General features: G+C 60.2%; 9 protein-coding genes. 3 read left to right on the forward strand and 6 right to left on the reverse strand.

Features of this window, described 5'->3' with window-relative positions; all coding sequences use genetic code 11:
- Positions 1–29: 29 nt before the first annotated feature.
- Genes bcsC through bcsR form a run of 5 tightly spaced genes read right to left on the reverse strand, consistent with a single transcriptional unit; the run spans position 30 to position 9302 of the window.
- Entirely contained in the window at positions 30–3497 is a 3468-nt protein-coding gene (gene bcsC, locus PU624_RS21920) for a cellulose synthase complex outer membrane protein BcsC (protein WP_283546613.1), read from the reverse strand.
- On the reverse strand, positions 3490–5781 hold the full coding sequence (gene bcsB, locus PU624_RS21925; RefSeq protein ID WP_283546614.1) for a cellulose biosynthesis cyclic di-GMP-binding regulatory protein BcsB: 2292 nt from the start codon (positions 5779–5781) through the stop codon (positions 3490–3492). Before bcsB ends, bcsC begins: the two co-directional genes overlap by 8 nt.
- A 4-nt stretch (positions 5782–5785) precedes the next feature.
- The gene (gene bcsA / locus PU624_RS21930) at positions 5786–8389 is read right to left on the reverse strand and encodes a UDP-forming cellulose synthase catalytic subunit (protein WP_283546615.1); all 2604 of its coding nucleotides are present in this window, start codon (positions 8387–8389) and stop codon (positions 5786–5788) included.
- On the reverse strand, positions 8386–9105 hold the full coding sequence (gene bcsQ / locus PU624_RS21935; RefSeq protein ID WP_283546616.1) for a cellulose biosynthesis protein BcsQ: 720 nt from the start codon (positions 9103–9105) through the stop codon (positions 8386–8388). The genes bcsA and bcsQ overlap by 4 nt, the downstream gene beginning before the upstream one ends.
- The gene (gene bcsR, locus PU624_RS21940) at positions 9105–9302 is read right to left on the reverse strand and encodes a cellulose biosynthesis protein BcsR (protein WP_283548059.1); all 198 of its coding nucleotides are present in this window, start codon (positions 9300–9302) and stop codon (positions 9105–9107) included. The genes bcsQ and bcsR overlap by 1 nt, the downstream gene beginning before the upstream one ends.
- Before the next feature lie 199 nt (positions 9303–9501).
- Between bcsR and bcsE the strand changes: the two genes are divergently transcribed.
- The 3 genes from bcsE to bcsG are packed head-to-tail and all read left to right on the forward strand — an operon-like array spanning position 9502 to position 12891.
- Positions 9502–11040 (forward strand): cellulose biosynthesis protein BcsE, encoded by a 1539-nt coding sequence (gene bcsE, locus PU624_RS21945; RefSeq protein ID WP_283546617.1) that lies wholly within the window; start codon positions 9502–9504, stop codon positions 11038–11040.
- Positions 11037–11234 carry a cellulose biosynthesis protein BcsF gene (gene bcsF, locus PU624_RS21950; RefSeq protein WP_283546618.1) on the forward strand — a complete coding sequence of 66 codons (198 nt, stop codon included), beginning with the start codon at positions 11037–11039 and terminating at the stop codon, positions 11232–11234. The genes bcsE and bcsF overlap by 4 nt, the downstream gene beginning before the upstream one ends.
- Positions 11224–12891 (forward strand): cellulose biosynthesis protein BcsG, encoded by a 1668-nt coding sequence (gene bcsG, locus PU624_RS21955; RefSeq protein WP_283546619.1) that lies wholly within the window; start codon positions 11224–11226, stop codon positions 12889–12891. Before bcsF ends, bcsG begins: the two co-directional genes overlap by 11 nt.
- 115 nt (positions 12892–13006) lie before the next feature.
- On the opposite strand, the gene PU624_RS21960 is transcribed toward bcsG, so the two are convergent.
- A complete protein-coding gene (locus PU624_RS21960; protein ID WP_283546620.1) occupies positions 13007–14014 on the reverse strand; it encodes a family 8 glycosyl hydrolase in 1008 nt (335 codons plus the stop codon).
- Positions 14015–14016: the final 2 nt, after the last annotated feature.

Consider the following 14016-nt stretch of genomic DNA (forward strand, 5'->3'; position numbering starts at 1 on the left):
TGAAAAGTCCGGCTTTTTCCCGGTCAGGATTATTTAAAATCCGCGTAAGGGCTTAGCGGCTGTGGCGGCATATCCAGATCCCCTTCCCAGCCTCCGGCCGCATAGCGCACATAGAGCAGACCGTGGCTCGGAGTGTAATCCTTTGCCTGCTGAATATCGACTCCCGCCCCGATAAACCAGCTGGACGTCAGCCGTCGCTCAATCACCGCCTGCAGCGTGTAGCCCGTGCCACCGCCTGAGCTGCTGGCGGAAGAGGGATTACTGGCAAGCGTGAAGCCCGGATTGACCGGATAGCGCTGCTGCGCATCGGTTTTCGAATGCGACCAGGAGACAGAGCCGCCCAGATCAAACGACCAGTTCTCCGTGCGCTGCCGCCAGGTGACCGGCACGGAGAAGGAAAGATACTGCTGCGGGCTGTAGTAGCCGCCCTGGCCGAAGGTGTAATCGCTGAGATCCTTCTGATAGTGCCAGAGCATGCTGTTCAGCCCGATGGTCGCACGGCGATTATCGGTGTTGATCAGCTTGTAGTAATAGCCGCCCATCAGGCGCTCGCGGCTGTTATCCGCAACGTTTTCACCGGTGATCTGATGCGCACTGATGTCGCCCCAGACGCCATGCGCGCCGCCCTGATCGTAACTCAGTCCGATGCTGCCGCCCGTTGCCACCACGCCGCCCCAGCGTTTGCCACCGTTGACGGCAGGATCGCGCGTCCCGGCATAGGAGAGCAGCGAACTGGCAATCGGCCTGCGTGAGGCAGTCAGTGTGACGCCGAGCTGCTTCACATCGGTTTTCCAGCTCACCCCGCCGGTCCAGTTAGTCACTTCAAATCCCAGCGGCGTGGTGCCGAGATCGGCCGACCAGACAGCGTTATGCCAGCCAGCGGCCAGCGCCGTTCCCCTGTCGCGCTGGTGGGTCTGGCGACTGCAGCCGCCGGAATTCGCATCATCGCAGCTGCCAAACAACGCGTCGAAGCTGCCGTTTCGGGTGGTAAAGCTCCCTGCAGAGACGTCCACCTGGTCGAGGCGGAAAAAGCCCCGGCCATCGGCAAACGGATGTTCCGCCTGCAGCATGGTGGTGTGCGCCGTAAAATCAGAGATGCCACCGGTGCCGCTGTTACGTGAATAGTCCTCCTGCACCGTCAGCGTGGTCTGCTGCTGACGATAGAGATCGGCCGTGTCGCTGCGCAGGCTGCGCTTCAGCCAGTCATCCTGGGGATCGTTGCGGGTGGCGTGGCTGATGTTGCCACTGCTCCCGATACCGCTGGCCGTCATCGCCTGGCGATAGTCGGCCAGCGCCTGTTCAGGCTGCTGCTGCGCACGCTCCAGCCGGGCTGCATCACGAAACACCAGCGCCTTATCCTGCGAAGGCGGCAGCGAGGCGGCGCGCTGTTTCAGATCGGTAAACAGCACCGCAGCTCGCGTGGTCTCACCCACCGCCTGCCACGCCAGCGCAGCACGGCGATCCGCATTGACACTCGCCTGCACCGGCGGCTGTTGCTTAAGCGCCTGCCGGGCTTCGCTGTTGCGCTGCAGGGCAATCAGCGCTTCGATTCGTCCCAGCCCCGCATCGCCATTTTCCAGCTCGCGCGACAGCACCTGCTGATAGCCCGTCAGCGCTGGCTGCGCGTCACCGCGTGCCAGTGCCCAGTCGGCCAGCGTCAGGTCGCGTCGGCTGGAAACCGGCTGCTGCTCAAGCAGCGTTATTGCTGCGGGCTCCTGCCCGGCGGCGCGCAGCGCCTCAGCCTGGGCAAAGATCTGATTCTGCTGCAGACGGTCAGCCAGCTGGCGCATATCGCTGCTCCACTGCGCATCGGGCAGGCGCTGCAGCGTAGCCAGCGCCTCGCTGTCGTTATCGTTGCCCGAGAACCAGAGCGCGGTCGCGTACAGGGCGGTGGCGTCCTGCGGATGCTGCTGCGCCACCGCGCGCATCACTGCCTCCGCCTGCGGCTCTGCCCCGCTGTTACGCAGTGCGCCAGCCAGCCGGTAACTGAGCCAGACGTCATCCGGCGTCAGCGCCAGCGCCTGGCGATATTTCTCTGCGGCCTGCGACCAGCGAGCCTGTTGCGCCAGCGCATCCGCTTCCGCGCGCAGACTGTCGCTGCGCAGCGTCCGGATCGTGTCGGCCAGGGCACGCTGCTGCCCGGCGGGTAAGGTATTAATAAATTCCAGCTCGCGGGCGGGCGACACCGCCTGATAAAGCCCCGCCAGCCGACGCACTGCGGTGATATTGGTGCCATCCAGCCGTCGCGCGCGCTGCCAGAATTGTTCAGCGCCCGCCGTATCTTTGCGCGCCATCGCCACATCCCCCAGGCCAATCAGGGCATAGCTGTCGCTGCTGTCTAACGTTTGCGCCGCGCGATAGTGCTGTCCGGCGCCCTCAACATCGTGCTGCGCCAGTGCTTTATCGCCCTGCTCAATTTCCAGCCAGTAGCGATTGCTCTGCAACAGCGACTGCCATTTGCCGATCAGCGTACTCTGCTGACCCGCGTTGATGGCACGTTCCAGCCAGAGAATGGCGGCATCACGATGGCCCGCGCGGGCCTGGGTCTGGCCCATTGCCCCCATTAATTCGGCATCATCGGGATTCGCTTTCAGCGCCCGGTTCAGGGTCGCCATCGCGTTATTCACATTACCTGCATCGACCAGCGCCAGCGCCCGCATCCGTTCGCGATAAGCAGGATCGGCCAGCGTCGTCTGCTGCTTCGAAAGTGCCTCCACGCCCTGCTGATGCGCATCGCCCTCGGTGAAGACGGCGAGATACGCTTTCAGCTGCGCCACGCTGCTGTCGCTGACCGGTTGATCGTTGATCTGCTTCAGCCAGAGATCAGCCGCGGCATCACGTCCGCCGCCGCTCTCCGCCAGCCGCTTCAGCTGGGCTATCGCCTGCGCTGACTGCTGCCGGGCAAATGCCATGCGGGCAATCTGCAATCCGACGCCAACGTTGCCGGGATAGCGCTGCTCCAGCGCCTGAAGCTGCTGCCAGACGACATCTTCCTGACCAGGAAGGCGCGCCAGCAGCCGCCAGTACTCCAGGGCGATGTTGGGATCGGGGAACACACCGTTAAACAGCGCATCGTACGCACTTTTCGCCTCCGCCAGACGGCCTGAGGTGGCAAGCAGACGCGCCTGCTGCAGTTGCTGTCGCCCCTCTGGCGACATCATGCGCAGGCCTGCGGCAGACTCACGCGCCGCCGCCGAGCCGGGCGCAAGCTGGTTGAGCTGATCCAGCAGTTTCTGTGCCGCAGTGATATCGCCCTGATGCAGCGCCAGTCGCAGACGTGCCGCCAGCACCTGGGGATTATCCGGGTCCATCTTCTCCAGCCGGTAAAGCGACTGCTGCACCAACTCATACTTATTGGTGGATTCGCCGATGCGCACCTGGGTCAGCAGCCACTCAACCGGTGAGACCTGCGGCCCGGCGACAGGCGCAGCCTGCACCGGCAGCGCTCCCAGTACGCCGATCAGGACACCTGCCCGCAGCAGAGGTCGCTTATTCATCTTCATCGTCAAGCAGACGGCGGTTCGCGAGAAGGCGCATCAGACGCCAGACCAGCACGGCAAACAGCACCACAACAAACACCGCACACATCGCCAGCCAGAAGGGATGCGTCGCCAGCATGGCCCAGAGCCGCTCCCACCACGGCAGATGGCCCACAAAGTAGGTCTCTCCGACGCGCAGACTGTTAACGCCCGACTCACGGATAATCGCGGTAGAGCCAGAAATCGCACTGCGCTTGCCGCTGTCGCCTAACGCCTCATCGAGCAGCTGCCAGCTGCGCGGACTGCCATCGGCAAGCAACGCCACCACACTGCGCTGATCGTAAAACGGTGACTGGAAACCAATTACTGTCGCCAGCGGTCCGCGGGAACCGATAGCGGTGGTGCTTTCCGCTGCCCGTTCAGCCTCGCTGAGCGGCTCAGCAGAATGCGTCACCTTCCGCACCGGCGTTTTCAGCCAGCTGGCGGTGGCATCGACCAGCGCGGAGATCCGGCGGTCATCCTGAAGATCTTTGGGGATGTCGCCGATCAACAGCAGATCCGCATCCTGCTTTTGCGCCGTGCTCCAGTTATCGGTGAGCTGCATGCGCAGCGCCGGATAGCCGGTCTGCGCGCCCATATTGCCCAGCGCATTCAGCAGCGTGCTGACCTGCTGTGAATCCGGGTCTGGCTTAACCAGCACCAGCGTCTGTGACAGATCGGCATAGCGGCTGAACGGGAAGCCGGCATTCGCCCAGGTCTGCAGCGACGGCATTTCGATGTAGTGGCGATAGCCAGAGAAGTCGATGCTCGAACTGTCATCCAGCACCACATGATGGCCGACCGGCGTCACGGTTTCACAACGTCCGTCCGCGGTGCCACCCATAAAGATGTTGGCATAGTCAAAATCGAAGCGCAGCTGGTTCACTACGCCCAGGCGTAACGCCGGGATCAACAGCTCATGATTCTTGTCCAGCATCCCCTGAATCAGCGGGATATGCAGCAGTTGCTGCCCGGCGGTATTTTTCGGCAGCAGCGGGTAGTCCTGAATAAACTGGTTGTTCAGATTCACCGCCAGCCGCGAACCGTCCGGCTGGACAGGCGAGGTATAGCGATAGCTCAGATCCATATCGATACCGCGCGCCCTCACCAGGAAGAGATCGGGCGGCAGATTCAGCGTGAGGCTGATCGGATTGGGCTGCAGGCCATCAGACTGCAGCTGATTTTCATACTGCGTCAGCTCAGCAAAGGTGGTGCGGCGATCGGTGCGCACCCAGTTTGGCGCATCATAAGGCTGGCGCGGTGCCAGCAGCGTGACGCGGTCGATGGTTGAGGTGTCGCCGCGTAACAGCAGGTCACCCTGCGCAATCCCCTGCACCGCCGTCAGCAAATCGTCGTCGTTGCGTCCCAGGATCAACAGCATTTTTTCATAGGGACTGCCGGGCTGGCTCACCATCTCCACGGTGGGCTTCGTCACCGGCGGCAGATCTTTCAGGAAATCCGGACGCGCATCGTTGGTGGCAAACACCACGGCATGCTGCTGTTGCGGCAGCTGATTGTAGAGCACCGGGAAGCGCTGTCCGCGCCAGGCGGCTTTGCTGCCAAACCAGGAGGCAAGAATGGCGGCGGCGCGCTGCTGCTTTATATCCGGCTGGGCAGCGAAGACCATCGGCAGATTCAGCGGTCGCGTGTCGCGCGCATCAAAGAACGGCTCCGGGAAGTGTGACAGGTCATTTTTCAGCGGCAGCTTTTGCAGCGTCAGATCCAGACCGCTCTCTTTACCGATATCGAGCCAGATGGTGCTGTTGGCCGGATTTTCGCAGATGTTGGCGTAGTGACCGACCAGCTCAAAGCGCACGCGGTTAAAGTCGCTGATAAAACGGGGATCGATCGCCAGCTGCATCTGATTCTGTTTGCCGATCTGTTCCGGCGTCAGGGTAATCAGGCTCACCAGCTCATCATTGAGATAGACTTTCAGCTGCGACAGCGTGGGCAGCAGCGCAGGCGATGGCCGGTAGCTGAGATTAAGCAGCGCACGCGTCACCACCTCATCACTGCGCACCCCGAACTCGATCTGTCCGCTGGTGCGCGTTCCGCTCAGCATCATGCTGCCCGGCGGCGGTGCCAGCTTAACAAAGCTCAGCTGACTGCTACGCAGCGGCGCGGCAGGATCCTGTGGCAACGATTGCACCGCCGTTTCTCCGGCGGCCATGACTGGCGCACTCTCCTGCGCCATGGCGCAGCTTAGTGTTGCCGAGCCCAGCAGCAGTGCAGCGACCCATCTGTTAATTCCTGTTGTTGTCATATCATCAACTCAATGCAGTTTTTTTTGAAGCGGGCGCGCGCGTGATGCCTTTTGGCAACAGCGAAGCCAGCCAGCTTACCCCAGCGGTAAGCAGGTTAAACAACCGACGTAACTGCGGCGGACCATATTCCGCCAGGCGCAGATAACCTTTAAAGCCGAGGACCATGATATCGGCCAGACTCTGCACCGGTTTATCCTCCGGGAAACCGTCCTGCCACAACGCCCAGGTATCGGCACGGGCGAAGGTACACTGAATAAAATCAATGTGCTGGCGGGTGGTGAGCTGTTCGAGACGGACGCCCGCCCGGCGGCCAAAGACGCGCTGCACCGTGCAGGGAAAACTGAACTCCTGCTGGCCGCGACGCAGCAGCAGCCAGACTTTTTCATCCTCCTGCAGTGCATCAGGCTCGCGCAGTTCCAGACCGACACCGCCGTCCGAATAGTCACGCAGCGTACAGGGCAGCATGTGCCCGTTTTCGCGCGAAATCGCCGCAGGCATCGCAATCTCCACACGGTGCGCTTCACGGATCTGCCTTGCCTCCACCGAGACCGCAACCGCACCGCCCAGAATCACCATGTTGTAGATCACCCACACCAGACTGACCCACACCGTTAACACTTCATTGGCCGGGCCGTGCTGCATCCGCCAGAACGCCATCACCACGCCCGCCAGATTAAGCAGAACCAGCATCATGTAAGGCCGGGTAATCACCCAGTCCAGATGTCGCTTCTCCACCAGTCCGCCTTTGGCGGTCACGTTAAACTTGCCCTTGTGGGGATTGATCAGCGCGACGGTGGTCGGCAGGGCGATATACCACGCCAGCACGGTCTCGTAGACTTCGCTCCAGAACGAGTGTCGCCAGCGCCCCTGAATGCGCGAGTTGGTCAGGCTGGTATGCAGCATATGGGGCAGCACATAGACGGCGATTGCCAGCGCCGGGGCATAGATGATGTAGGCATGGCAGAGCAGAAACGCCAGCGGTGCCAGCAGGAACACCAGCCGGGGAATGCCGGAGAGGAAGTGCAGCATGGCGTTGGCATAACAGAGCCGCTGCACCCACCTCAGCCCTTTACCGAACAGGGGATTGTCGAGACGGAAAATCTGCACCATGCCGCGCGCCCAGCGGATACGCTGACCGATATGCGCTGACAGGCTCTCGGTCGCCAGCCCGGCCGCCTGGGGAATACGGATATAGGCGGAGGTGTAACCGAGGCGATGCAGGCGCAGCGAGGTATGGGCATCTTCTGTCACGGTTTCGACCGCAATGCCGCCAATCTCCTCCAGCGCGGTGCGCCGCAGAATGGCACAGGAGCCGCAGAAGAAAGTGGCGTCCCAGGTGTCGTTGCCATCCTGAACCAGCCCGTAGAACAACGAGCCTTCGTTAGGTGTGCGACGGAAACGCCCCAGGTTGCGCTCAAACGGATCGGGCGAAAAGAAGTGATGCGGCGTCTGCAGCATCGCCAGCCGGGGATCTTTGATAAACCAGCCCATGGTCATCTGCAGGAAAGAGCGCGTCGGCACATGGTCGCAGTCAAAGATCGACACAAAATCGCTGCGACAGCATTTTTTCAGCGCGTGGTTGATGTTGCCCGCCTTGGCATGTTCGTTAGACGGGCGCACCACATAATTAACACCGATGCTGGCGGCAAACTCGCGGAACTCTGGCCGGTTGCCGTCATCGAGCAGATAAATGTTGAGGCGATCTTTCGGCCAGTCCACGCCCAGCGCGGCGTAGAGTGTCGGCCTGACCACACTCAGCGGCTCGTTATAGGTCGGCACCAGCAGGTCCACCGATGGCCACAGTGATCGGTCAGCAGGCATAGAAACCGGCTGCCGGTTAAGCGGCCATAGCGTCTGAAAATAGCCCAGCACCAGGACCACCCAGGCGTAGGTTTCTGCGGCGATCAGCAGCAGACCCAGCACCAGACTCATCGGGTCATCCCAGTTCAGCGTCGATGTGTAGCGCCACCACAGATAGCGGCAGGAGACAGTCAGCGACAGCACAATCAGCATCATGGTCGGTAAACGGCCCGGCACGCGCCGCACCACCATCGCCAGGCTCCAGAGCAGCAGCACAAAAATAAACTGCGTCATCAGGTCAAAGGGCTGGCTGATGCAGAGCAGCGCCAGCACCGAGGCAAACAGTGCCATCCCGATAAACAGGGCGTAGCGCACCAGGGGCGGCAATCGCTTCAGCCGCCGTTCAGCGCGCGGGCCGAATCGTTGTGTCTCTGCCCGTTTAGCGCGCCTTTCCAGCCAGCGGTAGCCCTGCTGTCGCCAGCGAATCAGCGCCGAAAAGCCGTTTGCGCGACGGCCACTGTCATCCAGCGGCAGGATAACCAGCAGCCAGAGCGTCTGAATCAGATAGCGCAGACAATCGAGTGGCTGCGGACGTTCGGGCGAAATGTGCGGATAGAGCTGACGGCGCTGCCCGATAATCCGCTGCCAGCCTGGCATCTCAACGCGGAACAGCATCACCATCAGCCCGCACCAGAAGAGGTTAAACGCACTGGCGAAGCGGGATGCGCCATTGCCACGCGCGGTCATGTAGCGACGTTGCAACGCCTGCCAGGCGGGGCCGGTCAGCAGCCAGCGTAGCGGATTCAAGCGCGATCGCCTTTCAGATGCAGCAGCAGCCAGCTGGCCAGGGTGGTGAGCTCTTCGCTGACCAGCGCGTGTGGCCGATATTCACCGACCGGTTGCTTCATCATCAGCGCTTCTGCCAGCGCCTCATCGCGGTGGATCAGCAGGGGGATGAGCGGATTCAGCGAAGCCATCCAGAGCTGATGCAGATCCTGCTGCAGGCGGCTGTTAGCATTAAACTGGTTGATCAGAAAACGGGTTGCGGCGGGAAAACGCCGCTGGCTCAGACGTAAATGGCAGTTGGCGTCTGGCGTGGTGATGCAGAGCAGGCCGTCCAGCTGCGGCCAGAGCGCGTCATGCCACGGCGCGGTTTCTGCGGGCAAATCGAAAATAATCCATGAGTAACGGGTGCTCAGCGCCGGTAGCGCATTCAGCAACGGGGTGGCGATGTCGTCATCCTGAACCGAAACCGGCGACGCGAGCAGACCATAGGGCAGCAGATCGGGCCCCTGTGGATAACGCTGCGCGCTCTGCTGCCAGTCGCCGCCGCTGCACAGCGCCTGCATCCAGCCCTGCGCGGTGTGCACAGGCAGATTAAAGTGCGCGCCCAGCTGGTTAACCGGCGAACCGTCAATCAGCAGAACGCGTTCACCCAGAGCGGCTAACGCCCAGCCGAGGCCCGCGCAGAGAGAGGTGGTGCCGACGCCACCACGGATGCCCTGAAGCGCAATCTGCGGCATCAGCGAGGACGCCCAGGCAGCAAGGCGACGGTTTCCGCTAATAGCGGCCAGCGAGCCCCAATCTCTTTCAGGCGTTCTTCGCGGGCAATATCAACATAACTGAACGCCTGCAGAGAAAAAGCCTCTCGCAGCGCGCTGATATCATCCTGAGGTTCACCGTGAGCAATGCCCGGCGTATAAACATCTTCGTTTTTCATTATTGATTGTTCGCCACAAATAAAACTGCGTCGGTTTCGGGTCAGCAACATTTGCATCAATTCTGGAAAGGGGTTTCCAGAATGAGCACGATCACAAAAAAGGGGAAATGGCCTGTATTCAGTAATTTTTAATTAGTCAGGTTACAACCTGTTCTGTCTATAATAAACTAGCCTGGGCTGGAACAATAATGAATTCAATATGAAAAATTCTTTTTCGCTGGGGCTGCTGCAGGTTCAGCCGGAAATCACTACGCTGCAAAACCCCGGCTGTTATTGGGTCACCTGCGCACGTCAGCAGGATGCCCGCACCTTTATCCGTCAGGTTATTTCACATCAGCAATCCGTTACGCTCATCAGCGCCGGAGAGTCGCCCCGCGAACTGCTGACGCCCGATCCGGCAGGCGGCCCCGATCGCATTCCGCTGTTTTCATTGCCCGAAAATAAAAAAAGTCTGCTACAGCTGGAACGTGATTTTTCCCGCACGCTCAGCAGTAAAAATGGACTGGTTATTTTTAACAGCAGTGGCGCGCAATGGGATAAATTAAATGAAGCCGAATTAAGCAACTGGGTAACGCGTATGCGCCGGTTGCTGCGAAAGAGAAAGATTACGCTCCTGATCGTTACATCCGGTATCACCCAATTTAATCAGAATAATAATCTGCAGCGTTATTTTCGTCAGATGGACGGGCTGGCTTATTTAACCTTTCAGCAGGATAGCTGGCAGTATCAAATAAGCTGGTGGTATGCCGGTGAACGACTGATTGCCGATCGCACGCTGCGTCTGGGCTGTGAAGATGACCATTTCTTTGCCCTGAAAGAGACGGAGGAGCCGCTGAGCCTGAATGATGAACAGCATTATCTGGCCGAAAAAAGCGTGCTTGAAGGTGCGCCGCCGCTTTCACGCCAGTGGCAGCTGTTTGACGATAATCAGCAGGTCTGGTTACAGGCGCAGCAGGCCAATGCGGCCACCGTGATTTTCAGCCTGACGCACAGTGAGCAGATCAGCGAACTGGCAAACATGGTGCACAGTCTGCGCCGCGCGCGTGGTAACGGGCTGAAAATCGTGGTGCGCGAGATGGGCGTGAGCCTGCGTTACAGCGATGAGCGCCTGCTGCAGGCCTGCGGCGTGAACACTATTGTCCCGACTACGGCGCCGATGTCGCGCTTTCTCACGATGCTCGAAGGGATCCAGGGGCAACGGTTCAGTCGCCGCGTCCCCGCCAGCCTGGACGGGCTGATCGCTTCACTGCAGCCGCTGCACGAAAAGGGCTATCTGCGGCTGGATGCGTTTTGTCAGTCGGTCGGCCAGTTAATCAGCAATACCCTGCTGCCGGAAAATGACAAAGGTCTGCTGGTGGCCCTGCGTCCGGTGCCGCAGCTCTCTCCTCAGCAGGTCCTGACGCTCTGCAAGCCCCGCCGCTTTGGCGATCTGGTGACGGTACTGGAGGATCGGGTGATTCTCTTCCTCTCCTCCTGCCGCTACAACGATCTGGATAAGGCACTGAAATTTATCTTTTCACTGCCGCATGACGAACTATTTGCCAACCGGATTATCTGGTTTGAGGATAACCAGATTCTGGCCGAAATCAGCAATATCAAAAAAATGACGCCGATGGCCCTGCAGGAACTGACGCCGGTTTCAGACTCCCTGCGCGACGCTACCCCCAGGCCGGTCGACGCGCCTGAACGCGCGGCACCGCAGCCCATCTCTTTACTGCCGGAGAAAGAATCCCGATGAACCTGATGGATTGGGTACAGATTGCGCTGCTGGCTATTTTTATCCTGCTGATTTTAAAGCCTGTCTGGCAGCGGTGGCTGCCGCGTCGCTGGAACGGCCTGCTGAATCGCCTGTTGCCTGCACGCGCGCTGAAGTCTGAAGGTCACTGGCAGCGTCAATCTCCAAAAACGGATGCAAAAATTAATGAAAAATGATCAACCTGCTGCGGCCCACACTTCCGGTTTGTGGTCCAGCTGGCGCGGACTGGGCGGCTGGAATTTCTACTTTTTAGTTAAGTTTGCCCTGCTGTGGTACGGCTATCTCAACTTTCACGCCCTGAGCAACCTGGTCTTTCTCGCCTGGCTGCTGTTCCCGTTGCCGACGGTGCGCCTGCATCGCCTGCGCCACTGGATCTCGATCCCCATTGGTGTGGGGCTGTTCTGGCATGACACCTGGCTGCCCGGCCTCAGCAGCATCATGAGCCAGGGCGATCAGCTGGCGGGCTTCTCCGGCGCTTACCTGCTCGATCTGGCAGACCGGTTTATTAACTGGCAGATGCTGGGTGCGCTGTTTGTGCTGCTGGTTCTCTACCTGTTTATTTCCCCCTGGATCCGCATCACCGTGCTGGTTTCATTGATGATGATCTGGCTCAACGTGCTGACGATTGCAGGCCCGGCGATGTCGCTGCTGCCGACCCGCGCAGCCACACCACAGGTGGTCCTGAATCAGACGCCCGCCGCCGCCACCAGCCAGGCCGCTGCCGTGCCGGACGGACTCGATCAGTCTGCCGCGCCCACCAGCGCCAGCCTGACCGCCTGGCTCAGCCGTTTCTATGAGAGTGAGCGCAAGCGCGTCACCCACTTCCCCGACAGCCTGCCTGCCGATTCACAGCCGTTCGACATTCTGGTGATCAACATCTGTTCACTCGCCTGGTCGGACATGGATGCGTCTCAGCTGCGTAATCATCCGCTGTGGCAGCACTTCGACATCATGCTGACCAACTACAACTCCGCCACCAGCTACAGCGGACCGGCGGGGATTCGTCTGCTGCGTGCCAGCTGCGGTCAGACCTCGCACAGCGATCTCTACAAACCCACCGATTCGCGCTGCTATCTGTTCGATAATCTCGCGAAGCTGGGCTTTAAAGAGCAGCTGATGATGGACCACACCGGCGTGTTTGGTAACTATCTCAAAGAGCTGCGCGAGGGCGGGGATATTCAGGCACCGCTGATGTCGCAGGCAGGTATTGCGCCGGAGGTGACCTCATTCGACAGCTCGCCGGTCTTCAACGATGCCCAGCTGATGCAGCGCTGGCTCGACGATCGCAGCAAGAGCAGCGATGCCCGCAGTGCCACCTTCTATAACCTCATCCCGCTTCACGACGGCACCCGCGAACTGGGCAGCACCCAGACCGCCCCGTGGAAGCCGCGCGCTCAGCTGCTGTTTGATCAGATCGACGCCTTCCTCACTCAGTTGGAGAAGTCAGGCCGTCGGGTGATGGTGCTGGTGGTGCCGGAGCATGGTGCCGCCCTGCAGGGCGATAAGATGCAGATGTCAGGCCTGCGGGATATCCCCAGCCCGGCGATTACCCATGTGCCGGTCGGGATTAAGTTTGTCGGCATGAAAGCCCCGCATCAGGGACAGCCACTGAATATTGATGCGCCGACCAGCCTGCTGGCGGTCTCAGAGATTGTGTCACGCGTGGTGGATGGACAGGTATTTAATGCGCCGAATGTGAATATGTCGGTGCTGACTGACAAGCTGCCGCAGACGCCTGTGGTGTCGGAAAACGACGGTGCGGTGGTGATGATGTATCAGGGCAAGCCCTGGATCAGGCTGAATGGCGGCGACTGGGTGCCCTATCCGGAGTAACGCATCAGCGTCGGGAAGCAGAAGTGCGGGTCAGGTGCGGTTCAGTGCCTGACCCGTTTTGATCGTGTTGCTGTCTGCAGCAGAACAGCGGCCAGCGCCGCCGTTCTGCCAGTTATCAGCGCTTCTCCTGAAACGCCTGCCAGGTCAGCAGCTGCAGGCTGGCAGAGAAGTAGTTCTGATCCGCAGCCAGCTTATCGCTCAGATAGCCGGTCTCATTCAGCGTCAGGTCACGTACTGCCAGCAGACCGCCCTCAAGATGGTAAGGTGCAGGCGCATTCGCCAGCACGTCGAACCAGGCGGGGGTCAGCATGCGGCTGTAACCCTGCCAGACGCGCTGAAAAGGCACCAGCGCCAGACTGTGCGGGTCATACCACCAGATGTTCAGCGGCACGCGAATCGCGTCGTAACTGAAGCGGTTTGAGTAGCCCACCGCTGGCGCCACCGACCCATCGGCATTCAGCGCAACCCAGTCCAGCGGCAGGCCGGTTTTGCCAAAGCTCAGCTTACCCAGCAGATCAAAGCCATCGTTAATCAGCTTATCCCAGACCTGCAGATGACTCCGCTCGCCAAACTCCCGCCACGCCTGAAACAGAAAATAGGAAGGGTTCAGGACCACATAACTGGTTTTATTGAACCCCTGTGCGCCCGGCAGCAGGACGGTATGGCCGCCAAAGCTCGTCACATCCAGCTTGATGATGGCGCGCTGAATACGGTCAGACTCCTGCTGGTAGCTCTCCACCTGCCATTTCTGTGCAGCGCGCTGCAGCGCCCAGGCCAGCAGCACATCGCCATCTGAGGCGTTATTTTTGTCGGCAACCGGGTTATCAGTGCCTGGCACATAGCGCCAGTAGAAGAGATCGGTCTGCGGATTTCGCAACTGGGTGCGCGTCCACTGCCACAGCCGATCGAAGGTGGCGCGATCGTTGTTGGCCACGGCCAGCAACATGCCATAACCCTGACCTTCGGTGTGACTGACATTGTTATTGGCGGTGTCCGTGATCCGTCCTTCCGCAGTCACAAAGCGGCTTTTAAACGTGTCCCAGCCGCTGGCATTGGCCTGCGCGCTGCAGGCCAGCAGTAAAACAGAGCAGATCCAGCCCATCCAGAATGGCTTACGTTTCATTT

It is taken from the genome of Pantoea sp. Lij88 (assembly GCF_030062155.1).
Lineage (GTDB): Bacteria > Pseudomonadota > Gammaproteobacteria > Enterobacterales > Enterobacteriaceae > Pantoea.